Source organism: Candidatus Phytoplasma pini, from assembly GCF_007821455.1.
In the GTDB taxonomy this organism is placed as follows: domain Bacteria; phylum Bacillota_I; class Bacilli_A; order Acholeplasmatales; family Acholeplasmataceae; genus Phytoplasma; species Phytoplasma pini.
Genome location: NZ_VIAE01000007.1, coordinates 1 through 26942 on the forward strand (window position 1 = coordinate 1; position 26942 = coordinate 26942).

Here is a 26942-nt window from a genome sequence, read left to right on the forward strand (position 1 = left end):
ATGAATTTACATCTCTACCGTCTTGTTTCAAAGATGCAAGAATCTAGATTAGCAAAACTGAAACAAATTAAATTAGCTTTTATTTGTCATGAATTAAAAGATTTTCATAATGATGATGATAATTTCAATATTTTTAAAAATTTTGATGATTTTTATACACTTGAGAAAATTCATTATAAATTAAAAGATAACAAAGAAAAAATACAATTTTAATAAATTTATTGAATATGTTAAAACTGCTACAAATATGCTTATCGGTTATGAAAAATCACAAGCAAATGAGTGGGGTTGGAAAAAAACTGGTATAATCACTTTTGAGCGCTGGCGCTGGTACTGCTGCATTAGTTAAAAATGCACTGTCCCCTTTTTTTAGACATTTTTTTGTATCTAACATTGTTCTTTAAGAATCCAAATTAAGTAGATAATTTCATATCTTTTTAAACTAAAGAAATATGATTTTTATTTGAAAAAGCGTCTAAACTTTTTTTTATATTCCGCTAGTTTCAAAAGATATTTTTTTAATAACTTTATCGTGATAAATTCGCGGCGTTTTAGATTTTTCCTCTTGTTACCCATTAGTCTCTCGCGTGTCATATAAGTAAGTTTCCAAACATATATATGGCGTTCTAGGTTTTTTACAAAATTGAAGCAACTTATGATGATTGTTTTAAGGCATTTTGGCGTCCAAATAAATTGGAGAAGATAATTGCGAATATTTTTTCTTATTATCGATCTATTTTTCCAAAATCATATTTTGTATATTGAATCTATTAAATTTATTTTCAAAATAATTTACTCTTTCTAATTTAGAAGTGATTAAAAAAATTTGGTTTTCGAAATAATTCAAAAGTAATTTTTTTTAAATTATAATCATATATTTTAGCTTTTATTTTTAAAGAAGTATATTTTAAATCACAAATATCAAACCTTTTTTGTTTGATTTTATTTCTTCTTTATTTTGTATTCAATTTCTCATTATATATCGTAATATATTTTTTTACTGGGTAATAAAGCGAAAGTAATAGATTATTTTATGTTCATGTGTTATTCGCAGAGGACATTTCATTTCATCTATAACAAAATCTTTATCTTCTTTAAGTAAATATTTAGAACCTTTGTAGTTCATATATTGTATATGTTTTAAAGAATTCTTTATAAAATCATTTGGGATTTATTTTAATTCATAATTATGTAGATTTTAAAGAATTTATATAAGCAATGTCGAAATATCGATTTTCTTCTGACTTATATTTAGATATAAAATATATTTATATATAGATATATATATAAATCACAAACTAAAATATTTTTTAAAAAAACCAAAATATATTATAATTTAAAATATGAATTCGATTGTCTAACAGAAATCATATAATAATTTTAATTAATATAATAGGATAATATTAAAAATATGAAAATAATCAAAGCAAAGATTAATCCTGACAATAAATATGAACTTATCTTGCAGGAAAAAGCTTATAAAAATGATAAAATAGATCTTAAAAATTGTGAAATTGATTGGAGTCGAATAATTCAAAGCGATATCATACAGGAAAATGAAAAAAAATTTCGTGAAAAAATATATAATGCGCAAATCGAAACAAATCAATTAGAAATAAAAATACAAAAACAAGAATTAGAATATGAAAAAAAAATACAAAATCAAGAAAATAAAATCTCTCAATTAAAAAGAGAACGTTCTAATAGCAATATCAAATTACTAGGTGAAAATTTAGAAAAATGGTGCGACAATGAAATAAATAATCAAATTTTAGTTTTAGATAATATTAGTTGGTTCAAGGATAATATTTTAGTAAAAAATAAAAAAGGAGATTTTATATATAAAGTATATCTGAATAAAAATAAATTAGAAAATGAAATATTAACCTCAGTAATGCTCGAAATGAAAACAGAAATTAAAAATAATAACTCCAATAATAAAAATAAAAATTCTAATTATTTTAGAAGATTAGATTCTAATCGTCAAAATAAAAATTTAGAATTCGCTATTTTAGTTAGTGAATTAGAATGGGAACAAGATAACGATTTACCGATTAAAAAAGTTAATGATTACGATAAAATGTATATCGTAAGACCGCCTTATTTAATTACTTTTTTAAATATTATTACCGCTTTAGCGATGAAATACAAAGAATTAATCAATAATAATCGAATTCAAAAAATAAAATTCCAAAGTCAGCAAAACATTATGAATAAATTTGAAAAAATTAAAAATGAAATATTAGATAATTATTTACAAAAAATTAAAAATAGTTTAAATAAATTATTCAATAATAGTCAAAAAATTAAAGAATCTGCAAAAAATATTTTGCAAAATATTAATGAAATGGAAAAAGAAACTGAAACTATTTTGAAAAAACATTTTATTAAAATTATTGATAAAATCAATAATTTTAAAATTAATGAAATCATAAATCAAATTGTTTGAATAAAATTAAGTTTATTTTTTCTTTTAAAAAACAAATAATATTAAAGAAATAAAAAAAACTTAAAAAAACAAATGTATATCAATTACAATCAAATAGTCCTAAATTTCAGTTATCGAATTCAAAAATTTCAAAAAAAATTTTTTTTTAAAATTTTTAACAAAAATACTTAATTTTATTAAAAAATTTAAATAAAATATAAAATAAAAAATATTTTTTAATTTGATTAGATAAAAAGAAATATACTTATTTTTTAAAAAGAAATCAATTACGATTAATTTACAACTCTTCAGATAAATACAAAAAATTAATAACATTTTCAGATAATTTTCTAGTTTGATCATTTTGATATTCATAATAATCATTGATTTCTATTTCGGTTATTATGTTATTGACCGATTTATATTTTAAATGTTTTAGTTTAATTAAAAAATCTTGCAATAATTTAGAATAATCATTAAAATATTCTTTAATAATGGTAATAATTTTTTTTTGCATAATAAATTTTATTTTATTTTCTAAAATTTCCCATTTTTTAGAAGATTTTAAAATATATGTATATAAAAAATTATAACCTATAATTTTAATTTCGAATAATTCTGATAAATCGTTTACTAATTGTGTTTCTGTTTGAGCAACGATATTTTTAATTAATATACAATTATCTAAATCTTCTTCAAATAATTTTGTTATTTCTGAATTTAATTTTTCTTGATCTATCTTTACTTTATCAGTTCGTGAAATCTCTAACGCTTTTGAATAATTTTTGTTGAATAATAAATATAAAATAAATAAATAAAATAAAAAAATATTGATTAATTTTAAATTTTTTTTAATTTTAAACATAACTTTATAAACCCTCATAAAAAAAATAAGAAAATACATTATTTAAAGAGAAACGGTAAATTATCACTTTTCGAAAATCTTATTTAATTTGTTCAAATAAATCTTAATAATATTTAAAAATATTATTTTTTTCGAAAATTAAAAAAATTGAATTATTTATTAATTATTTTTAATGTAAAATAAAAAATTTTAAAATTAAAAAACTTTTTTTAATTTTTCTTAACAAAATTCCTTTTGAATAAAAAAAAGAATTTTTTTTAGTTTTTTATTCTTAAAAAAACGAAAAGCAAATAATTAAGAAAAATTATATAATGTAAATTATTATCTTTATATTGATATTTTAATCATCTAGAATAAAATTTAAAGATATTTAACATCAAATACTTTCTCATTTTTTGCTTATAAAGAAAGACAAAAGAAAGAAACAAACTATTTATCATAATTTTGTAAAATTTCCAAAAAATTATAAGAAAATTTATCTAATACATTATAAGAATTTAAAATAATGAAATTATTTTGTTCAATCCATTTAATTAAATAATTTATTTTTCCTTGACAACCCAATAAAAAAGGTTTTTTAGTATTAGGCGCTTTTTTTAAAATATCAATAATAGTATAAGGCCCCATGCCACAAATCAATACAATATCAAAAGAAACTTTATGAAGATTTTCAAAACCATTACTTAAATAAAAATCTACAGGATAATTTTGTAAATTTAAACGTGCTCTTGATAAAGGTTTAGATTTGATATCGACTGCGATACCTTTTTTAATATATTTTAAATCTAAAGCTTTTTTTAAAATTAATCCATGGTCTGTTCCAATATCTAAAACGATTTCATAACCTTTTAATAAAGAAACGATGAAATTAATTCTTTTCATTTTTTATTAAGATTATTATATAATAATCTTAATTTATTTTGTTTTGATGGTGTTCTCAGACGTCTTAAAGCTTTAGCTTCGATTTGGCGTATTCTTTCTCGTGTTACTCCGAATTTATTTCCTACTTCTTCTAAAGTATAAACACGACTATTGATTAAACCATAACGCATTTTTAATACTTGTTTTTCTCTATCAGTTAATGTTTCTTCTAAAGATTCTTCTAAAGTAGTCTTTAACATTTCTTGTAACATATAGTCATGAGGCGAAATAGCATTAGGATCTTGAATGAAATCACCTAAAGAAGAATCATCTTCGTCTCTTGTCGAAGATTCTAAAGAAATAGTTTCTTTTTCGATCATTTGAATATCAGTAATTTGTTTAGTTTCAATATTCATTTGTTCTGCTATTTCTTTATCTTCTACTTTTCTTGATAAATCTTGCGTTAATTTTCCTCGAAAACGAGAAATTTTATTTATAGTTTCGATAATATGTACTGGAATACGAATAGTTCTAGCTTGATCAGCAACAGCTCTTGTAATTGCTTGTCTAATCCACCAAGTAGCGTAAGTAGAAAATTTAAAACCTTTCGTGTAATCAAATTTTTCTACTGCTCTCATTAAACCCATATTACCTTCTTGGATTAAATCTAAAAACAAAATTTTTCTTCCTATATAACGCTTTGCTATTGAAACTACTAAGCGATAATTAGCTTCAATTAATTTACTTTTTGCTAAAGATGTTTTTTCTGCTAATTTTTGATTTTGTTCGATTTCTTCCGAAGTTAAAATAATTTCTTTTTTTTGCTGTTTTTGCAAAATTTTTCTTGCTTTAACTCCATCATAAACTATTTTTGAATATTTTTGTTCATCTTCGTGATTCAACAAAGGAATTTGTCCAATCTCTTTTAAATACATTTTTACTGGATCGTCTACTAAAATAGAATTAGAAATTTTTTCTAAATTTAAACTGTCTTCTAAAATATCTTCAGTTTCGTTATTTTTATTGAAATAATATTCATAATCTATTAGTAAACTTTTCTTTTTGGAAAGTTTTTTTTGATTTTGTTTTTTATCATTTTTCATAAATTTAATTATTTCAAAATTAATAAAATTAATATTTTTATAGAAATTATTTAAAAAAATATTTTTTTTCTTTAAAACTGTTTTAAAGGAAAAATCGTTTATTGTTTTATCCAACAATTTTAAATTTTGTTGTTTATATAATTTTTTACAAATTTTTCTGAAATTCATCACTATAATCCTTTTTTATAATTTCTTATTTATTATTATTCTTTTTGAAGTAACAAATTTATTTTTTGATTTAATTGTTTTATTGTTTCTTGAATATTTTTAATTTTTTGTTGTTTTTTGAAAATTTCTTGAAATAATTTTTTAATTTGTAATTGCTCTTCAGTTTGTTTACTTTGTTCTCCAAGTTTGTTTAATTCCTTATGAATTTCTTTCTCTTCTTCTTTTTTTTTATTTATTTCGAACTGTAAATAAAAAATATTCAAATCTTCTCTATGTTTAATTTTTTTTTCTTTGATAAATAAACAATTTGTTTTAATGTCTGAAAATAAATCATAAAAATCTATTTGTTTAGGAAATTTATTTAAAAAATTTTTAGAAACTAATATAAAATGATTAATATTAATGCCTTTTTCATTAAATTTTGTATTATTATGATAACGTTCATAATAACCTTTAATTATAAAAATTAATTCTATAATTTCGGAATGAATATAAAATTTTGAAATTTCTTCTTTAATAAAAGAAACATAATTCTTATGTAAAAAAATATCAGTTAATAAATTAATAATAATCATATTTATATTTTTTTTTTTTACTATTTCACATTTTTGAGATATTTTTTTTTGATAAGGATAAAATAAATTATAAAAATAATCATCATTATGATGATATTTTTGAACATTAAATTTTTTTTGATTTTGCAAAGATTTTATAAAAAATAAATTTTCTTCTTCTTCTGTGGGATCATTTTCTTTTAAATCAATATGTAATTGAAAATACATATAAATCTGTTTTTGATAATGATCTTTTTTTATTTTATCCTGATTTTTAAGCAAAGATTTAATTTTTTTTTTTATTTCTTCAATTTCAATATTTGAGTTTTCTTTTTTATATTCTTCTAAATATTTTCCTACACGACGTAGAACATAATCTTGTGATAAATTATTTAATAATTGACTGTTAAAATTATTGTTGTTTTCTTCATTAATAAATTGATCTGGATCGGTTTCGTTAGGAAAAAAAATTATTTTAACTTTAAAATTTTCTTTAATCAAAATAAGAGAAATATTTTCCATAGCGGCTTTACCAGCTTGATCACCATCATAAGCAATTAAGGCATTATCGGTAACTTTTTTTAATAAATTTATTTGATTTAAACTTAATTGAGTTCCTAATGTAGCTACCGCATTCTTAATTCCTACTTTAAAAAAAGAAATAACATCAAAAAAGCCTTCACATAAAATAACTTCCTGACTTTGTTTAATATTCGAATGGTGTTCAAAAAAACGATATAAACAATTATTTTTTTTAAATAAATTAGTATCTTTATTGATTAAATACTTAGGTTGTTTTATTTGAAATTTAGATTTTTCATTATCATTTAAAGGCAAACATCTTCCAGAGAAACCTATTATTCTATTTTCTGAATCAGTTAAAGGAAATATTATTCTATTACGAAAAAAATCAAAATATTCTTTTTTATCAATATTTGGTTGAGAAACTAAACCTAAATTTAATAAATCTTTAATTTTAAAACCTTTGTTTAATAAATAATTTTGGAGAGCGAAAAAATCATCATACGCATAACCTAATTGAAATTCTTGAATTAATTCTTGGTTTAAATTTCTTTCTTTTAATAAATAAATTTTTAACGGATGTTTGTCATGACGAAAACAACTTTGTAAAGCTTTTTGATAATATTCATGAGTTTCTTTTAAAATATTATAAAAATAATTATTAAAATTTTGTTTTTTAGGATAAAATATTTTTAAATTAAATTTTTTTGATAATTCTTCAATAGCTTTTGAATAAGAAATATTTTTTAATTGAGAATAAAATTTAACAGGTCCGCCGCCTTTATGACAAGCCATACATAAAGCAATATTTTTTTCAGGAGAAACAGAAAAAGAAGGTGTTTTTTCTTTATGAAAAGGGCATAATCCAATAAAATTTTTACCTTGTTTTTTCAAAGAAATACCGGAAATAATAATTAATTCATAAATTGATATTTGTTGATTAAAATCTTGAATTGAAATTTGATTTTCTTTGTTCATTTATTTAATTATCTCATTGTTTAAAATAAAATTTTTTTTTGAATAAAATTTAAAATATCATTACTTAAAATTCTATTTTGTTTTAAAGTATCTCTGTTTCTAATAGTAACAGTATCATCTTCGAAAGTTTGATGATCTATTGTACAACAAAAAGGTGTTCCTATCATGTCTTGCCTTCTATATCTTTTGCCAATACTTTGGCTTTCGTCATATTCTATTTCTAAAAAAGGAGATAATTTCCTTTGTAATTCTTTAGCTTTCAAACGATGTTCTTTTTTATTCAACGGAAGAATAGCTAATTTATAAGGCGATAAGAAAGGATGAAGAGATAAAATAAATCTATTACTATTATCATCTAACTTTTCAATTTTTAAATTATCAGAAATTAAAGCTAAAAATAATCTTTCGACTCCTACAGAAGGTTCGATTACAAAAGGCCAATATTTTCTATTTTGTTTAGCATCAAAATATTGTAAATCTTTTTGAGAATGTTGATGATGGTTTTTAAGATCAAAATCAGTTCTAGAAGCGATGCCCCACAATTCACTAAAACCCCAAGGAAAATTGAATAAAATGTCAGATGTTGCTTCTGAATAATGACTCAAATCTTTCTTTTCATGTTCTTCCCATTTTAAATTTTCTTCATGTAAGCCTAGTTGTAAAAGAAAATTATAAACATACTTTTTCCAAAAATCAAACCATTTTTGATGTGTTTCTGGTTTACAAAAAAATTCTAATTCCATTTGTTCAAATTCACGAGTTCTAAAAATAAAATTGCCTGGGGTAATTTCGTTTCTAAAAGATTTTCCGATTTGTCCTATTCCGAAAGGAATTTTTTTACGTGTAGAACTAACAATATTTTTAAAATTAATAAAAATACCTTGACAAGTTTCTGGTCTTAAATATAAAGGACGAGAATTTTCGAATACTATTCCTTGTTGTGTTTGAAATAATAAATTAAATTCTCTAACTTTAGACCAGTTTCGAGTGCCTAAAATTTTGTTCTTGATAAGATATTCAGTCATTTGTTGAAAATCCCAATCATGAATTTTTAATTTAGGGTCATGCTGATTAATTAATTCATCGACTCTATATCGTTTATTAGTATCTTTATTTTCAACTAGAAGATCAATGAAAGAAGATAAATGGCCTGATGCTTTCCATACTTGAGAATTCAATATAATAGAACTATCTATTAAAACATTATTTTCATATTCTTGAAAGAATTTTTGTATCCAAGCTTTTTTAATATTTTGTTTTAATAAAAAACCTAAAGGACCATAATCAAAACTATTCGATAAACCACCATAAATCTCGCTACCTGGAAAAACAAAACCGGTGATTTTAGAAAAATTTATTATTTCTTTTAAAGATAAAGAATGATTTTTAACTTTTTTCATCAATATTTAACCATTTCATTATTTTAGAATTTTAAAAAAATTATCTTATTGAATCTCATAACAAAAAAATCCTAATTAGAATTTTTATTATCTATTTTTACCCATAATTCTAAATAAATGCGTTTTTTTAAAATTTGATTAATATCTTTTCTAGCAGCAATGCCTATTTTTTTTAATTTAAAACCATTTTTACCAATTAAAATTTTTTTTTGACTTCTCTTAAGAACAAAAATAACAACAGAAACTTCTTTTAAACCGATCTCTTTTTTTTCGACAATATTTTCAATAGAAATAGAACAAATATAAGGAATTTCTTTATGAATATAAAAAAGAATTTTTTCTCTTATTAAATCAATCATTAAATCTTCTTCACTTAAATTGGTTATTATATTTTTAGGATAATAAAGAGGCCCTTCTGGTATTAAAGATAAAATTTTTTTTTTAAAAATTTCTAAATTTTGATTCGTAACAGCTGATAAAGGAATAATATATTCAAAAGCGGAATACTTTAAATAACTTAAAATTATTCTATCGATTAAAATTTTACTTTTTAACAAATCTATTTTGTTAATAATTAAAATTATTTTTTTATTATATTTTTTAATTATATTTAAAATATTTTTTTCTACTATTCCGCATTCTTTATCTACAACAAATAAAACAACATCCATTTCTTTTAAATTATTTAATGCTATAGAATCTATTTTGTATATTGATATTTTATCATTTGTATAAAAACCTGGATTATCTACAAAAATTAATTGAAAATCTTTTTCATTATAAATACCCATAATTTGTTTATCAGTAGTTTGTGATTTAGAGCTGGTAATAGAAATTTTTTGATTCATTAACATATTAAATAAAGTTGATTTACCTACATTTGTTTTTCCTATCATTGTAATAAAACCTGATTTAAATAAAGCCATCAAACAAACTCCTTGTTTAGAAAAAAACCAAACACATTAAATAAAATTTTTATTTTTAAATAGTAATTTGTATTTTTGCAAAATATATTCTTGAATTTCAATCATTTGTTGCAAAGATTTTGATGTATTGTCTTTATAACCTTTTAAATGAAGATAACCATGCAAAGCTAAAAAAACAATTTCTTTTTCGAATGTATGATTATAATTTTTAAATTGTTCTTGTACTTTTTCTAAAGAAATAAAAATATCTCCTAAAAAAACGTTATTAATAATAGGATTTTCAAAAGATAAAATATCTGTAGGATAATCTTTTTTACGATAATAAAAATTCATTTTTTTTATCATTTTATTATTTATAAAAATAATATTGATTTTTTTTTTTTCTTCTAGAAATAAAAAAATTTTAACTAAAATTCTTTTCAAGTCAAAAATATTAAATTTAGTTCTATTATATATTTTAATAATCATCATTAATAATAAATAAATACCTTATTTAAAATTTCTTTATATAAAAAAATCTAAAAAACAAAAAAAAGGCACCTTTTAATAAGAAATTAAAAATAGGTGACTTTAGATTATATATTTTTTATTAAAATTAATATTTTTTGTAATATTTTAAATTTTTTTTGCGATTTTTTCTTTCTATTCCAGGTTTAACGTAATATTCTTTCTTACGTGCTTGCGCAATTGTCCCTGATTTTGAAAGATCACGTTTAAAACGTCTTAAAGCTTCATCAATATTTTCTTCTTCGGCAACAAAAATTTTAGTCATTCAATTCTCCTTTTTTAAAAAATATAAATCATTTATTTATTAAAATAAACGTAAAATAAATAATTAAAAAAATTCTTTTATTAATTTTTTAAATTTAGAAATAAAAAAATAAACATAAAATCATATAAATTATATACTTAATTACAAATTATAAGCTAAGGATTTAAGTTCTTATTTTATATTTAATGTTATTCATTTACTATTTTTACTATTTATATAGTCTCAATAAATAAAAAATTATGTTATTTACAATAATTATAACATAAAATTAAATACAATTTTAAAAATTGTATTTAATTAAAAATAATATTTCCTATTTCATAAATTTTTTTATTCTTTACAAAAAAATAATTATGAATGAAATATACGATAAATATTATGATAAGTAAAAATAAAAAAATAAGATATTAAAATAAACATAAAAAAATTTAAAAAGAATTCATCTTTAGATATTGTTATAGTATTATATTGTTCTGCAAAAAGATCTATAATATTTTTTTCCGAAACAAAAAGAACAACTAAAACAATAAAAATACAGCTAACCCAAAAAAAATTAATCATCATAAATTTTATGCTACTCTTTTTTTTAATTTTCTCAAATAATAAGAGCTTTGGCGAAAATATCACTAGCTACCTCGACAGCAATAATTTCTAATTTTTCTCTTACTTCTTTTGGAATATCTTCGACATCTTTCAAATTATCTTTAGGAATAAAAATAGTATTTAAACCGCTTCTATTGGCAGCAATAGCTTTTTCTTTTAGTCCTCCTATAGGTAAAACAAATCCTCCTAATGTGATTTCTCCTGTCATTCCTATATTTTTTTTAACTAATTTCTTTTTAATAACTGAATAAATCGATGTAGCAATTGTTACTCCTGCTGAAGGACCATCTTTTGGGATAGCACCTTCTAAAAAATGAATATGAAAATCATTATTATTAAAAATATCAAAATCAATTTCTAAATTTTTAGCATTTGATTTTAAAAAACTAAAAGCTGTAATAGCACTTTCTTCAATAACTTTTCCTAAACGACCTGTTAAAACTAGTTTACCGGTACCCTTATAACAAGTAACCTCGATAGGTAAAACACTTCCACCATAAGAAGTATAAGCTAATCCATTCACGAAACCAATTTGATCTTTGTTATTAATTGATAATTCTTCGTATAATACTTTTCCTAAAAAACTTTCTATATTTTCTTTTGTTATTTGAACTTTTTCCGTTTTATTTATTAAAATTTCTTTGATTGTTTTACGAATTAAAGTAGCTATTCTTTTATTTAAATTTCTAACTCCTGATTCTTTTGTATAATGTCTAATGATATAAAGCAAAGTTTGTTCATCGATAGAAAAATTTTTTTCTGTAATACCATGTTCTTTTAATTGTTTTGATAATAAATATTCTTTTGCGATAGCGAGTTTATCTTGTTCTGTATATGAACTTAATTCTATAATTTCTAAACGATCTTTTAATGGTTCTGTTAAGTCGCTTAAATCATTAGCAGTTGTGATAAATACAACTTTTGACAAATCAAAAGGTTCAGATAAATAAAGATCTAAAAAAGTTTTATTTTGTTTAGGATCTAAAACTTCTAACAAAGAAGAAGCTGGATCGTGTTGATAATTAGAAACAAGTTTATCTATTTCATCTAATAAAAAAACAGGATTAATCACTCCACAGTCTTTTATTCCGCTTAGAATACGACCCGGCATTGCTCCTACATAAGTTCTTCTATGGCCTTTAATTTCGCTTTCATCTTGTAAACCGCCTAATGATTGTTTTACAAATTTTCGACCTAAAGCTTCTGCTATAGAAATAGCTAAAGTAGTTTTGCCTACGCCTGGAGGTCCTACTAAACATAAAATTGTTTGAGGATTTTTTTGTGTCATTATCTTCACAGCTGCATATTCTAAAATACGTTCTTTAGCTTTTTCTAAACCATAATGATTTTTTTCTAAAACTTTTTGAATTTTTGTTAAATCATTAACATCTTTACTTGTTTTTTCCCATGGCAATGATATTAAAAAATCTAAATAATTACGCACTACATAAGAATCAGCAATTGTTGAAGACATGGATTGATAACGAATAAGTTCGCGCAAAGCCTTTTCTTTAATATTTTTAGGCATATGCGAATTCTTAATTTTTTTTCTTAACTCTTCTATTTCTTCTTCTTTTTTGACTTTATCGCCTAATTCATTTTGTATAGCGTACATTTTTTCTCTTAAATAAAATTCTTTTTGATTTTCATCAATAGAATTTTTAACTGCAGCATTAATTTTGTTTTCTAATTCGATAAAATTCAATTTTATTTGAATATCTTGTAAAATATACATTAATCTTTTGTTTAAATGAGTTTCTTTTAAATATTTATATTTTTGTTTTTCTTCTATTTTAAGAGCAAAAATAATTAAATCAGCTGCTTTTTCTGTCGTTATACCATTTTGTACTTGTGATAAAAAAGAACTTTCAGAAATCAATAAAATTTGATTCATATAATTAGCAATTTGTTGCATAATTAATTTAATTAAAGCTTTTTCTTCTTGCGGATCACCAAAAATAATTGGTACATTATCATATTTAGTTATATACAAATCATTTTTTTTAGATATTTGTTTTACTTTTATTCTTTTTATAATACGTAATTTTACTTTATAAATGTCATCATTTATTTTAACAGAAGTTAAAATTTTTGCTAAAACACCATATTTTTCTATATCAGATATCTTAGGTACTTCTTGTAAAAATTTTTTTTGCAATAAAATTATTACATAAGGATAATTATTTACTTCGGTATATTTTAAAGAGTTAATTTCACAAAAACGGCTTACTTCAATTCTGATATCATTGAAGGGAAAAGGAACAATATCTCTTACAATAATAGAGGGTAATTCAATAGGAATATTTTCTTCTATTTTTTTTTCTTTATCATTAATTGTCATTATGTATTTTTATATCCTTTATTTATTATTCTTATTATTTTAATTTTTAAATTCAAGAATTTTATTTTTAAAAAATTCAAAAATATATTGTCAATAAATGTTTTTATAAATTTTTATAAATAAATTAACCTTATAAAATCATATTTATTTTAATAAGATTTGTTTTGATTTTCTTCTTCTTTGAATAAAGCATTAGATAATAAGAAATCAATAATTTTATTTTGTAATAAAAAAATTTTAATATTATAGGTTAAAGTAACATCTTTTTTTATTTGATCAATATTCAAATGATAATTTTTGGATATTTCTTGATAACCTTTTTCTATTTCTTGTTCATATAGATATATATTTTCTTTTTTTGCAATTTCTTCTAATAAAAAATATATCTGAATATTTCTTGAAGCTTCATTACTTATTTTTTGATTGTATTGATCTTCGTTCAAAGACGATAATTTTAAATATTGTTGAAAACTCAAATTTTGAGATTTAATTTGATTTTCTGATTCCTTTTGTAATTTTTCTATTTCTTGTGTAATTAATTTTTGAGGTATTCTTAAATTAGAATTTTTAATTAAAAAATTTAAAATCTCTAATACATTCTCATCTCTTATTTTAACATTTTTTTTAAATTCTAATTCTTTTTTAATCTTTTCATGGAGTTCTTTAATTGTTTGAATATTAGCAAAATTTATTTTTTTAATAAATTCATCATTTAATATGATATTTTTGGGTTTAGTTTTTATTTCATGTAAAATAATTTCAAATACAACTTTTTTATTAGATAATTTTTCATGATAATAATCTTTCGGAAAAACAATTTCAATTTTTTTCTTTTCTCCTGGAATCATTCCTATGATTTGTTCTTCGAATCCTTTTATAAAATTACTTGAACCTATTTCTAAATTATAATTTTTTATTTTTAATTCTTCTAAAGATTCACCATTCAAAAAACCTTCAAAATCCAAAAATGCAACATCTCCTTTTTCTAATTTTTCATTATTAGATTTTTTTTCAAAACCAATTTTGTTCTGCAAAAATAAATTTATTTCTTCTTTAACTTCTGTTTCTGTTACATTATTATCTTTTTTATTTAATTTTATTCCTTTATAAGAACATAAATTAACAATTGGTTTTAACATGAATTCAATACCAAAATTAAGAGGTTTATTTTTACTTAAATTATTTAAATCTTGAATTTTAAAATCAATAATTTTAGGTTCTCCAATGACCGAAATATCTTTATTTGTTAATATTTTTTTTAATTTTTCTTGAATTATATCGTCGAAAGCATATTTATATAAAGTTTGAACTCCGAAATGTTTCTCAAAAAGTTCTCTTGTAACAAAACCTTTACGAAAACCCTTAATGTTTATATTTGGCTTAACTTTTTCAAAAGTTTCTTTAGTAAAAATTTCAAATTCATTAGCACTTATTTCAAAATGATATTGTACTAATTCATCATTTATTTTATTAATTTTCATTTTATTTTTTACCTACAATATCTTTTCTTATAATATATATATTAAATTGATTTTAAAATAATAAAATATAACATATTATTTATGAAATTCAAATTATAAATTATATTTATATTTAAAAAATATTGCTTTCCTATAAATTTTAATTCTATTAATATAGAAAATATTTTAAAAAACTTATATAAAAATTATATTATAATATATTTTAATTAATGCAATCAATAAAGAAATTTTTAAACATAATCAAAATAAAAAATATCCAAATAATTATAAATATAATAGTCCATCATTTATTAATTATTAAAATAATCAATATTATATAAAAAATATAAAAGAATTAAAATTACATTCGTCCTAATTAAAAAAAATATTTTAATTAAAAAAATGTATAATATTGTTTGGTGTAATTTTTTTTAAAAATTACATGTTTTAATTAATTGATTTTAATTGTAAATTAGGTTTTATTTAAATTTTTATTATCAAAATAATATAAAATATATTAAATTAAAAATAATTGAAAATTAAAAATTGAAAATTAAAAATTAAAAATTGAAAATAAATAAAAATATAAAAATAAAAATTTGAAAAATGAAAAATTTTAAATAAATTTAAAAATTAAAAAATAAATAAAAAAAATTAAAAGAGGAATAATTTATTAATCAAAATTGCAAAAAGAATTATAAATACAAAATTATTTTCAAAATTTTTAGCTTTATAATTTTGTTTTCAGGATTACTTTTTACATTTATTTATATATTCAGTAATGATACACCTAAAGCTGATAATATCCTAAAAGGAGAATTGAAAAACGAATCTTTAGATGATTTTACAAATGATGAAATAATAGAAAAAAAATTAGATATAGATAATTATTTATCTGACAATTTATCTTCATCTTCATTAGAAAAATTATTCAAAGAAGAAGGAATATCAGAATCAAATAAAAGAATCTTTGAAGAAGATAAAATTAGTACCATAGGTAATTGTAGTATAGATTGTCTTTCCAAAAGAAGTTTGTCATTACAAACGATAGAAGAAAAAATCAAATTAGAAAAAAAAGAAATAGAAAAAAAAACAAAATTAAGAATTAAAGAATTCCTTCATAAGATTTTTTCTTCAAGAAAAAATGAAAAATCACAAAAAGATAATACGATAGATGAAATAAAAACTGAATTAGATACTTATCTAGAAAATTAATTAGAAAATAAATTAAAATGAAGAATAATAAAAAAGTTTTTGATTATAACAAAATAATTAATCAAAAACATTAAATATTAAAATAATTTGATTTAAGTTAAATGTTATTAATTTTTTAATAAAGAAATTTTTTAATATCTAAAAATATTTTATTTTTTAGAAAATAGTAATAAACTTTATTATATTTTATTTTTATAAACAGAAAATAGTAAATTAAATTAACAAAAAGATCTCTTTTAAAGAGATCTTTTTTTATATAAAATATTATTTATTTTTTTTCATATGAAAAAAAATTAGACAATTTTAAATCTAATCAAAATACTTGTTATTTTGAAAAGATATAGAATTATCAACTTAATTTTAGATCTTAAAGAGTCATTTTAAAATAAAAAAGTGTACAAAAAATGGAACAGCTCAATTAAACTAAAAAAAGAAATTAATAAATTAAAAATAAAAATTCAAAAAACAAGACATTTTATATTCTAAAGAAAAAAAATAGTCACAAAAATCTAGAAATAAAAAAATTAGAAAAAGAATTTAAAAAATTAAACATTTAAAATATAAATTTAACTATATATAATTTTATAATAATTTATATTAAGAAGATAAAAGAGAAAACATCCTTTTTTTATAAATTTCTACCCCTGGTTGATTAAAAGGATTAATTCCCAAGAGATAACCAGACATAGAACAAGCTTTTTCAAAAAAAAACACTAAATAACCAAAATGATATGCATCTAGATTATTAATAATAATTTCTAAATTAGGAACTTGACCTTCTATATGTGCTTGTTTAGTTGCTTGAAGAATTTTTTGATTAATCTCGGAAAAAGTTTTTCCAGATAGATAATTAAGATTATCTAAATCATTATTTATTTTAGGAACTAAACAATCATCTTTTTTTATAGTTATATTTAAAATAGTTTCAAAAAGAATTTTAGAACCTTCCTGAACAAATTGACCTAATGAATGAAGATCTGTTGAGTTATTCATAGAACTCACAAAGAGACCTTTATTTTCTTTTCCTTCGCTTTCAGCAAACAATTGCTTCCACCATTCGCCGAAAGAACATAAATGTGGTTCGTAACTAACAATTAATTCTACTTTTTTATGTAACTGAGTATGTATTAAATAACGAGCAACAGCATATTGATATGCTGGATTTTCTTGTATATATTCCGAAAGAGTATCTTGATAAGCTACATAAGAACCTTTTAACATACTATCAATATCTAAATCAGCAAAAACAAAAGGTAAAAGTCCTACGGCAGTTAAAACACTATAACGTCCTCCGACAGAATCAGGAATAACAAATCTTTCATAACCTTCTTTTTTAGCAATACTCAATAAAAGACCTTTATTTGAATCTGTTGTAACAAAAATATTTTCTCGAGCTTTTTCTTTACCATATTGTTCTTCAAGCTCTTTTTTTAAGATCCTAAAAGTTAAAGCTGGTTCTAAAGTTGTACCTGATTTCGAAATAATATTAATAGCCCATTTTTTATTCTTTAAATATTTGATTAAATTAGTTAAATAATTACCAGAAACATTATTACCCGCGAAAATAATTTCTGTTTTTTTAGAAACAAATGGATTTTGGAGAAAATCTATTCCTGATTTAGTCCCTAAATAAGAACCACCGATACCTATAACAACTAAAACATTTAAATCTTGTTTTTTTTTTTTTAATTGTTTTATTTTTTCTATTTCTTTTTTCTTTTCAGAATTTAATAAAGGCAATTTTAACCACCCTAAATATTCTTTTTCTAATTCTGATTCTTCATGTAATTTTTTATGTATAGATTTTACTTTTGGTTGTATTTTTTTGATTGATTCTTCCCAGTTCAAAAAATCATTTATCCCTTTGAAATTTAATCTTAAAGCCATTTTTTTATCTCCTTTTTGAAAAATTTAAAACAAAATTGGAACAAATTATTAAACTAAATCATAAATATTATTTTTTTGAGTAATCTAACTAATTGATTTACATAACTCATTTCATTATCATACCAAGAAATTAATTTAATAAAACGGGGTTTTTCTTTTAAAATTTGTAAAGTATTAGCATCATATAAAGAACCATAATTAGAACCTATAATATCAGATGAAACGATAGGATCATCAATATAAGCTAATGTTTCATTAGCATTTTGTTTTATCACATTATTTATCATTTCATGTGTTGCCTCTTGATTTAATTCCACTGTTAAATCAACTAAAGAACCTGTTAAAGTAGGTATTCTTAGAGCTGTTCCATCTATCTTACCTTTTAATTCAGGAATAACTAAACCTATCGCTTTCGCAGCGCCTGTAGAGCTTGGGACTATATTTTGTGCCGCAGCCCTTCCTCTTCTAGACCAAATGCCTTTAGAATGATTTTGATCTACAATTGACTGATCATTAGTATAACTATGAACAGTAGTCATAAAAGCTTGATTAATACCGAAATTATCATGTAAAACTTTTACAATAGGGGCTAAACAATTGGTTGTACAAGAAGCGCCACTGATGATTTTATCTTCTTTTGTTAAAATATTATCGTTGACATTATAAACAATTGTTTTAATATTTCCTGTTGCAGGTGCGCTAATTAAAACTTTTTTTGCTCCTGATTTCAAATGTAATCTAGCTTTTTCTTCACTAGTGAAAAAACCTGTACATTCCAAAACAATATCTATCTCTAAATCTTTCCAAGGTAAATCTTGAGGATTTTTTTCTTGAAAAATAAGAATTCTCTTTTCATCTACTATGATGGCATTTTTTTCGAAACTAATGTTGTCTTTTTTATAAGAACCTTGAGCGCTATCATATTTTAATGAATAAACTATACTTTCTGGTTGAGATAAATCATTGATAGCAACAATTTCTAAATCAGAATTATTAAAAATAGAACGAAAGGACAATTTTCCTATACGTCCAAAACCATTAATCGCTATTCTTTTTTTCATTTTTTTATCCTCATTTGTTTAAATTTCAATTTTTTCAATACATTTTAAACCTGGCATCTCTTTGCCTTCTAAATATTCTAAAAAAGCTCCTCCACCTGTAGAAATATGACTAAAATTATTTTTGAAACCAAATTTGACTACTGCTGCGGCACTATCGCCTCCGCCAATAATTGTAGTAGCTTTTTCATAAAGATTATTTATAATTTCAGCGATAGCATAAGTGCCATGAGAAAATTTTTCGAATTCAAACACACCCAATGGGCCATTCCAAACAATAGTTTTAGCTATCAAAAGATAATGTTTGAAGAGAGAAACTGTTTTAGGCCCAATATCTAATCCCATAAGATAAGGAGATATTTTATCGTAATCACAAACAATATCCTTAGTTTGAGCAGAAAATTCTTCTCCGCATACAACATCTTGAGGTAAAATAATTTTTTTCCCTTTAGGAGATTTTAATAATTCTTTAACCAAAGGTATTTCATTTTCTTCAAATAAACTTTTTCCTATTTCTAATCCTTGAGCTTTGAAAAAAGTAAAACACATACCGCCACCAATCAAAAGAAAATCTACTTTTTCTAAAAGTCTAGAAATGATTTTGATTTTATCAGATACTTTAGAACCTCCTAAAACAGCTACTAATGGTATTTTGGGATTTTGCATAATTTTGTTCAAAAAATTTATTTCTTTTTCCACTAAAAAACCAAAACATTTTTTATTAATATATGTAGCGATACCAACATTAGAAGAATGAGCGCGATGAGAAGTGCCGAAAGCATCATTAATAAAAACATCTCCTAAATATGCCCAATATTTAGCTAAAGATGAATTATTATTGCTTTCTTTTTGTGATTCAATATCCTCAAAACGAGTATTTTCTACTAATAAAACTTCACCAGGAAGCAAATTATTAATTTTTTGTTCTAAATCTTTTCCTCTAGTGTCTGGAGAAAAAAAAACTTCTTTTTGTAAATAATAAGATAATTTTTCGGATATTTTTTTTAAACTTAATTTTTGCTTATCTTTTTGTTCTTTCACTCTTCCTAAATGAGAAAAAATAATAATTTTACCTTGATTTTTTATAAGATATTCTAAAGTAGGCAAAATTGCTTTAATTCTACTATCATCTGTAATATTTCCTTCTTCTAATGGAACATTTAAATCAGCTCGTAATAAAATTCTTTTTTTATTGATATTTTTAATATTTAAATTTGTAAGTGTTTCTTTTATCATATATAAATAAATCCTTTTATTTTTTTAAAAAAATTTTTTTATTATTTTTCTAAATTAAATCAATTTTTTATATAACCAATTATTCCTAATTATTTTGATATATAATTAGTATTTTGACAAATTTGTTAATCAATAACCATTATCTCTTAACTCTTTAGTTATATAAATTACCTAATTTTAAATTTTTTTGTATAACCATATTTTTTAACTGAAACAGTTAAAAAATATTAATTTTTTAATATTTTAATAATATAAAATTTAATTGAATATTTAGTTTATATTTATTAATTTTTCTGTTAAAATAACTGAAATATTTTTTAATTCTTATATTTTTTTTATTTAATCATATTTAAATCGATTATAAAAAAGAATAATGGCAAAAAAAGAAAACAAGAAAATATTCAAAAAAATTGAAAATAAAATAAATTTAAAATAATCAATTTTCGTAAAAATTCTTTTTTAAATAAAAAAATTTTTAATTCTTTTCTTTATTTTTATTCAAAAAGATAATAAAGATCCCTATAGATACAAATAAAACAATAATGTTGCTTATACCTGTGCTTAAACCAAACTGTTGATAAGGAGTTAGAGCTGAATCAAAATGATTAAATAATATAGACAAACAAGATATTCTTAAGATAATTCTTAACATATTTAAAATTACTACAATATTAGCACTTTTTTTGCAAGCTACTATATAACCCATAATTAAAACAGAAAAAACAGAAGTAAAAAGAGACATTTGTTCCCAAAATAAAATTTCTTTAAATCCTTTCATTGTTTCATCAGCAAAAGTTTTATCTGGTTTTAAAAATTTAAGTATTCTTTCACCAAAAAAATAATTAGATAAAATACCCATAATACCAATAATAAAAGTAATAATAATAGCAATTTTAAAAATTTTAACAGTTTTTAAATTATTTTTTTTTATTGATAAATTTTGGGAAACCATAACTGTTTGAGAATCTTCGAAAGATAGTGCAATTGCATAAAAAATACCATTTACAACAGCAACTAAACCAGCAATTCCTAATATTTCATTACCACGATCGAAATCATAATAAGTTATAACCTTATCATTAATTAATTGTTTCCCGATTTCATAAGTTGCTTTTCCAATAATTAAAACACTTGATAATTTAAAAAATGATTTTAAAAAAAATTTATCAATATTAATTTTTGTAAATTGTATTCGAAAATCATTTTTAGAACGAAAAATAAAAAAGAAAGCTAAAAAAGAAATCAATAAAGTAGAGTAAAAATCAGCAAATGCTAAATCTGTTAACGAAACATTATTTGTTCCACGAATTCCTTTGTATAAAAAAGAAAGTATTATCCTAACAGTAATATTTAAAATATTAACAAATAATACAAATTTTTTTCTATCTTTTGCCCTTTCTAAACCGATAAAAACAGAATTTATAGCGATAAATAAAGAAGTTAATAAAGAAATATTATAACAAAGCAAAGCATCTGGATTTTCTTTATATTCTTTATTTAAAATAAAACCGCTAAAAAAACCAGGCAAAGTAATAAGATTACCTAAAAAATAAATAATAAAAATACTAGATGAAATAATAATAGTAAATAAAAATGCTAAAGCAGTATAATTTTTAGCTTTTTCTATGTTTTTGTTTTTATATTCTCGAGTTACTAATATAATTCCAGCTCCACTTAAAGATACAGCAATACTTTGAAAAACTTTTTTTACTTGTTTTAAGTAAGTTAAAACACCGTCTATATCATGATTTTTAACTGGTTCTCCAATAATAAAATAATCTATTGCTTGACCTAAATGTTGGAATAATAAATAAACCGCAACAGGAATAGAAAGAATAATCAAGTTTTTCCAAATAGAACTTGTTTTTTTAGTATTTTCATTTGGCGAAAAATTATAAGATTTTCGTTGAATGTTTTTTATTTCCATATAATTTAATTTTTATAACCTATTCTAAAATTTTTACTTAATAAATTTAATGAATTTTTTATAATTTCTCTAGTATATCTAAAATTTTATCTTTAACAAAAAGAGAATTAAAAATATTTTCAAAATTTAAATGAGTTATTTCTTGTTTTTGAAGGCTAACTCCGCAATTATGAATGTCTTTTTTTAACAATTCTACTGCATAAACTCCCATTCGAGTAGCTAAAATACAATCTTCAAGAGTAGGCGAACCTCCTCTTTGTGAATGTCCTAATATTTGTCCCCTTGTTTCAAAACCACTGTAATTTTCAATTTCTTTAGCTAAAAAATTAACTTCTAAAATATGTTCTGTAATAACAATTATTACATATCTTTTGTTTTCTTCTTTCATTTTTTTAACTTTATCTAAAATTATTTTTTTTTCAATAAGATTTTCTTGAGTAACTATTAAATCTACTCCTGCTGCAATGCCGCTATATAAAGCTAAACTTCCTTTGTTTCTTCCCATTACTTCTAAAATACTACATCTACAATGTGATAAAGAAGTATCACGTAATTTTCCAATGGTGTTTAATATATTATTAACAGCAGTACTAAATCCAATTGTGAAATCTGTACCTTGAATATCATTATCAATAGTTGCAGGGATACCTATACATTTAATTCCTAATTCTTCTAATTTCATAGCTCCATGATAAGAACCGTTTCCGCCAATAATGATTAATTTATCAATATTTTTGTCTTTTAAATTTTCTGCACATTTTTGTCGTACAATAAGATTTGTAGCAAATTTTTTAAAACGAGAAGTTCCTAAGCAAGTTCCTCCTGTATTAACAATACGAGGATCAAACTTATCTACATTTAGAATATCGATTTTATTCTCATATAATCCTAAATAACCATCTTTAACACCATAAATTTCAAAATTGTTTTTTATGCCTGATAAAACAACTGCTCTAATAGCGTTATTCATTCCAGGGGCATCGCCACCTGAAGTTAAAACAGCTATTTTTTTATTACTTTTCATTTTTAAACTCCTTTTTTTTTAAGCTTTATTAATAGAATTAAAAAGTTTTAATTTATGTCTCATTTGTTCTTTGATAGCTAAATAACCAGGTTTTAACAATTTTCTAGGATCAAAACCTTTATTTCGCAAATCTCCTTTTTTTTCAATATATCCCCTTGTAGCTTGAGCAAAAGCTATTTGAAATTCGGTATTAACATTGATTTTGACTATACCAAAAGAAATAGCTTTTTTTATCATCTCGTCAGGAATACTAGTTCCGCCGTGTAAAACTAAAGGAGTTTTTTGTTTTGTCAATTTCCTAATTTGTTTTAGAACATTAAAATCTAAACCTGGCCAATTTGAAGGATATTTACCATGTAAATTTCCGATACCAGTAGCTAATAAGTCTACTCCTAAATCAGCTATTTTTTGACATTCTTTAGGATCAGCAATCGCTCCCTTCCCGATAATTCCATCTTCTTCTCCGCCGATACTTCCTACTTCAGCTTCAACTAAAACACCATTTTCATGACATAATTCGACAATTTTTTTAGTTTTTTGAAAATTTTCTTCAAAAGGATAATGGCTACCATCAAACATAATAGAATTAAAACCGGCTCCTAAAGCTTGATACGCTCCATCAAAAGAACCATGATCTAAATGTAAAATAACAGGAACAGAAATATGATAAAAAGAATCAAGTTCTTTCACCAAAGAAACAACTAATCTAAAACCTCCCATATATTTAATAGCACCTTCTGAAGCTCCTAAAATCAAAGGGGATTTAAATTCTTCTGCTGTTTCCAAAGCAGCTTTGATCCATTCTAAATTATTAATATTTACTTGTACTATCGCATAATTTTGCCGATGAGCTTTTAAAATTACTTTTTTATCTGAAGTTAACATACAAAAACCTTTCTTATTATCTTGCTCATAAGCATCTTGGATATCTTATATAGAAAAATAATATCAGTTAATATTATAATTATATCTTTTTAAGTAAAAAAATATAAATTATTAATTTTTTCATAACAAAAGAAAAATTTTTATATAAATTTATTTTTAGTAGTTTTTTTATATACATATTTTATTTTAAATAATTTTTAAATTTTATTTATATAAAAAAATATAAATTATATAAAATATATTTCAAACAAAGATTAAAAATTTAATATTATCTCTATTATTAATTCATAAACTAATGAAAAATTAAAGATTTTTTTATTCAATTAAATATAATATAAATTTAGGGAATACGTAGTATTTTAAAAATTTGTACTTTTTAAAAAAATAAATAATTTATTTAATTAGAACAACATTTGTTGTTTTTTTTTGCGAAAAGAGAGGCAAAAATTTTTAAATGAATTAAATCAAGAAATTGAAAAAATTCAAGTTTTTTATTAGATAACCAAAATGAAAAAATAAGAAATGAAATTCTTAATCTTTGTTAAAAACCAATTTATTATATTGCAAAAAAATTAAAAAAATTTGTAATGTTAGAATAAATTTTAATGTTAAAAAAAATATGCTTAAAAAAACAAGGGGTATGATAATTCCCGTAATTACAATTAAAAAATAAACAAACTGATGATAAGATAAGTTAAATTTAACTAAAAAATTGATATTTTTTTAACAATAGAATTTAAAAACTACAAAAAGTACTACGAACAATAAATTATTAAAAAAACAAAAAGAAACGTTAGAAATCTTAGGACAAAAAAATAAAAAAATAGCAAAAAAGATATTATTGTTGAGATATGGGAGCTAAAATATCAATAGCCTAAACAACTATAAAGGTGATTAAGGACTTATAGCATTAGCCTTAGTTCGTTGAACGAAAAAATAACGGACTACAGAAAAACCAAAAAGAAATTTGAGGCGAAATAACTAGCTAAGAAGAATTCGCAAGCTGATTTACCGATGAAAAAACCTAAAATTGGCTAAGAATATATATTTGAGAGGTAAAATTTGAACCTATACACAACTAAACTAATCGTATAGTTTGCAAACCAAAAATGATATTTAGTTAATCATGTGTTGCTTAATTGAAAATAAATAAAGTGGAATCCATCTAGGAAAAAATCAAAAAGGTTTCAACTTAAGGCAACTCTTTTAAGAGTAAAGGTGATTTTTTGAAGCAACTTGGATATTTCTAAAAATTCCTAACCCAGTCATGGGCGGTTAAATATGAAGAAATTAAAAGCTTCATGAATTTAAGGATAAAGAGACCATGAAGTAGTCGGTTGCTGAAAACTAAAATTAGAATATTTGAGATAATGAACAGTCCATGACGAGGGTTAATGATTACCCACCATTAAAAAAACAGAACTGTTCAAAAGATAATTTTATTTTAAAAAATAAAACTTTTTAGAAATCAAAAATTCAATTATTTCTCAATTATTCACATTTTAACATGAAAAAATAAATTGTCACCAAAATAAAAGATTTTATTTTTAAAAAGGATTAAGTTCGTATCCATAAAACAAACAATATCAATAAGAATACTAGAGTTCTCAAGATTTGGTATCAAAGGATTTAAAACAAGATTATTCAAATAAAAAAAACCAATCGATAATCAATCCTTTTCTTTAAATTAAAATTTTTACTTTCTTTTCAACATTTTTATTTTTTTAGATGGTTCAGATATTTTTTGGATTTTCTTTTTCTATTTGTTCTATTTCTTCTTTATTGATAGTTTCTTTTTTTAATAATAAATGAGCTATTTTGTTTAATAAATCTTTGTTGTCTTGAATGATTTTTTTTGCTTGTTGCATGCATTTATCAATGATTTTTTTAATTTCTTGGTTGATTAAATCTTTATTTGAAAATTCAGAATCTTGTATTGGGCCTAAATCACTCATTCCATGTTTCGTAACCATTAAAGTAGCGATTTGTGTTGCTTGTTTGAAATCTTCATAAGCACCATTAGAAATATCATCAAAGAATATTTCTTCAGCAGCTCTGCCTCCTAAAAAAGAAATAATATTCGCTAACATTCTTTGTTTAGAAGTAAAGAAAGTTTCTTTTTCTGGCAACATTAAGTTATAACCACCAGCATCACCTCTGGGAATAATTGTTATTTTATGAACTTTTGAAGAATATTTTAATTTTAAACCAATAACAGCATGCCCAGCTTCATGATAAGCTACCATTTTTCTTTCTTCTTCGTCATATTGTCTTGATTTTCGAGCTGGACCCATCAAAACACGATCAATTGCTTCAGTTAATTCTTCGGTTGTAATTTCTTCTTTATTATTTCTTACTGTTAAGATAGCAGCTTCATTTAAAACAGATTCTAATTGAGCACCATTCATTCCAGGAGTTTGTTTCGCTAATGAAGCAAAATCAACTGATTCAGCTATTTGTTTATTACGTGCATGTACTTTTAAAATAGCTTCTCTTGCTTTCACATCAGGGAGACAAACTTTACAAATACGATCAAATCTTCCTGGTCTTAATAAAGCTGGATCTAATATATCCGCTCTATTAGTAGCTCCAATTACGATAACTCCTTCTACAGAAGTAAAACTATCCATTTCAATTAAAAGTTGATTCAGAGTTTGATCTTTTTCTTGGTTTCCGCTAGAAGAATTATTTGTTCTTTTTCCTCCTAAAACATCAATTTCATCAATAAA

21 protein-coding genes are annotated in these 26942 nt (G+C 21.9%); 3 read left to right on the forward strand and 18 right to left on the reverse strand.

Translation table 11 applies throughout. The features are described from left to right. Together MDPP_RS02160 and MDPP_RS01505 are read left to right on the forward strand one after the other, a co-directional pair. A partial coding sequence (locus MDPP_RS02160) for a hypothetical protein (protein WP_186390733.1) occupies nucleotides 1–213 on the forward strand: 213 nt, incomplete at its 5' end. 1198 nt (nucleotides 214–1411) lie between these two features. Next, nucleotides 1412–2449: a DUF2130 domain-containing protein gene (locus MDPP_RS01505; RefSeq protein WP_144658465.1), complete on the forward strand. Its 1038-nt coding sequence runs from the start codon at nucleotides 1412–1414 to the stop codon at nucleotides 2447–2449. Between the two features lie 277 nt (nucleotides 2450–2726). Here the strand turns inward: MDPP_RS01505 and MDPP_RS01510 are convergent, their stop codons facing one another. From MDPP_RS01510 to tig, 11 genes are all read right to left on the reverse strand, one after another. Then, complete coding sequence (locus tag MDPP_RS01510; protein WP_144658466.1) at nucleotides 2727–3293, reverse strand: hypothetical protein; 567 nt, start codon at nucleotides 3291–3293, stop codon at nucleotides 2727–2729. Nucleotides 3294–3722: 429 nt separating this feature from the next. Next, nucleotides 3723–4175: a tRNA (adenine(22)-N(1))-methyltransferase TrmK gene (locus MDPP_RS01515; protein WP_144658467.1), complete on the reverse strand. Its 453-nt coding sequence runs from the start codon at nucleotides 4173–4175 to the stop codon at nucleotides 3723–3725. Next, the gene (gene rpoD / locus MDPP_RS01520) at nucleotides 4172–5425 is read right to left on the reverse strand and encodes an RNA polymerase sigma factor RpoD (RefSeq protein WP_144658468.1); all 1254 of its coding nucleotides are present in this window, start codon (nucleotides 5423–5425) and stop codon (nucleotides 4172–4174) included. Before rpoD ends, MDPP_RS01515 begins: the two co-directional genes overlap by 4 nt. A 35-nt stretch (nucleotides 5426–5460) precedes the next feature. Next, nucleotides 5461–7479 (reverse strand): DNA primase, encoded by a 2019-nt coding sequence (gene dnaG / locus MDPP_RS01525; RefSeq protein WP_144658469.1) that lies wholly within the window; start codon nucleotides 7477–7479, stop codon nucleotides 5461–5463. A 20-nt stretch (nucleotides 7480–7499) separates the two neighbouring features. Then, nucleotides 7500–8879 carry a glycine--tRNA ligase gene (locus tag MDPP_RS01530; RefSeq protein WP_144658470.1) on the reverse strand — a complete coding sequence of 460 codons (1380 nt, stop codon included), beginning with the start codon at nucleotides 8877–8879 and terminating at the stop codon, nucleotides 7500–7502. 71 nt (nucleotides 8880–8950) lie between these two features. Beyond that, a complete protein-coding gene (gene era / locus MDPP_RS01535; protein ID WP_144658471.1) occupies nucleotides 8951–9805 on the reverse strand; it encodes a GTPase Era in 855 nt (284 codons plus the stop codon). 36 nt (nucleotides 9806–9841) lie between these two features. Continuing rightward, the gene (gene ybeY, locus MDPP_RS01540; protein WP_246058877.1) at nucleotides 9842–10276 is read right to left on the reverse strand and encodes an rRNA maturation RNase YbeY; all 435 of its coding nucleotides are present in this window, start codon (nucleotides 10274–10276) and stop codon (nucleotides 9842–9844) included. A 124-nt stretch (nucleotides 10277–10400) separates the two neighbouring features. After that, entirely contained in the window at nucleotides 10401–10577 is a 177-nt protein-coding gene (gene rpsU, locus MDPP_RS01545; protein WP_144658472.1) for a 30S ribosomal protein S21, read from the reverse strand. A 351-nt stretch (nucleotides 10578–10928) separates the two neighbouring features. Then, a complete protein-coding gene (locus tag MDPP_RS01550; RefSeq protein ID WP_144658473.1) occupies nucleotides 10929–11141 on the reverse strand; it encodes a hypothetical protein in 213 nt (70 codons plus the stop codon). Nucleotides 11142–11172: 31 nt separating this feature from the next. Next, nucleotides 11173–13521, reverse strand: coding sequence for an endopeptidase La (gene lon / locus MDPP_RS01555; RefSeq protein WP_144658474.1), 2349 nt, complete (start codon nucleotides 13519–13521; stop codon nucleotides 11173–11175). Between the two features lie 149 nt (nucleotides 13522–13670). Beyond that, a complete protein-coding gene (gene tig / locus MDPP_RS01560) occupies nucleotides 13671–15002 on the reverse strand; it encodes a trigger factor (protein ID WP_144658475.1) in 1332 nt (443 codons plus the stop codon). Nucleotides 15003–15800: 798 nt separating this feature from the next. Here tig and MDPP_RS01565 point away from each other — a divergent pair. Next, entirely contained in the window at nucleotides 15801–16196 is a 396-nt protein-coding gene (locus MDPP_RS01565) for a hypothetical protein (protein ID WP_144658476.1), read from the forward strand. Nucleotides 16197–16793: 597 nt separating this feature from the next. On the opposite strand, the gene MDPP_RS01570 is transcribed toward MDPP_RS01565, so the two are convergent. The 7 genes from MDPP_RS01570 to MDPP_RS01600 form a co-directional block, all read right to left on the reverse strand. Continuing rightward, nucleotides 16794–18083 carry a glucose-6-phosphate isomerase gene (locus MDPP_RS01570; RefSeq protein WP_144658477.1) on the reverse strand — a complete coding sequence of 430 codons (1290 nt, stop codon included), beginning with the start codon at nucleotides 18081–18083 and terminating at the stop codon, nucleotides 16794–16796. Between the two features lie 53 nt (nucleotides 18084–18136). Continuing rightward, nucleotides 18137–19144, reverse strand: a complete 1008-nt coding sequence (gene gap / locus MDPP_RS01575; protein WP_144658478.1) for a type I glyceraldehyde-3-phosphate dehydrogenase — start codon at nucleotides 19142–19144, stop codon at nucleotides 18137–18139. 18 nt (nucleotides 19145–19162) lie between these two features. Further along, on the reverse strand, nucleotides 19163–20377 hold the full coding sequence (locus MDPP_RS01580) for a phosphoglycerate kinase (RefSeq protein ID WP_144658479.1): 1215 nt from the start codon (nucleotides 20375–20377) through the stop codon (nucleotides 19163–19165). A 475-nt stretch (nucleotides 20378–20852) separates the two neighbouring features. Then, the gene (locus tag MDPP_RS01585) at nucleotides 20853–22304 is read right to left on the reverse strand and encodes an MATE family efflux transporter (RefSeq protein ID WP_144658480.1); all 1452 of its coding nucleotides are present in this window, start codon (nucleotides 22302–22304) and stop codon (nucleotides 20853–20855) included. A gap of 58 nt (nucleotides 22305–22362) precedes the next feature. Further along, complete coding sequence (locus MDPP_RS01590) at nucleotides 22363–23328, reverse strand: ATP-dependent 6-phosphofructokinase (RefSeq protein ID WP_144658481.1); 966 nt, start codon at nucleotides 23326–23328, stop codon at nucleotides 22363–22365. Between the two features lie 18 nt (nucleotides 23329–23346). Then, entirely contained in the window at nucleotides 23347–24213 is an 867-nt protein-coding gene (gene fba, locus MDPP_RS01595) for a class II fructose-1,6-bisphosphate aldolase (protein WP_144658482.1), read from the reverse strand. 1733 nt (nucleotides 24214–25946) lie between these two features. Then, on the reverse strand, nucleotides 25947–26942 hold a 996-nt coding region (locus MDPP_RS01600; RefSeq protein WP_144658483.1), incomplete at its 5' end, for an AAA family ATPase.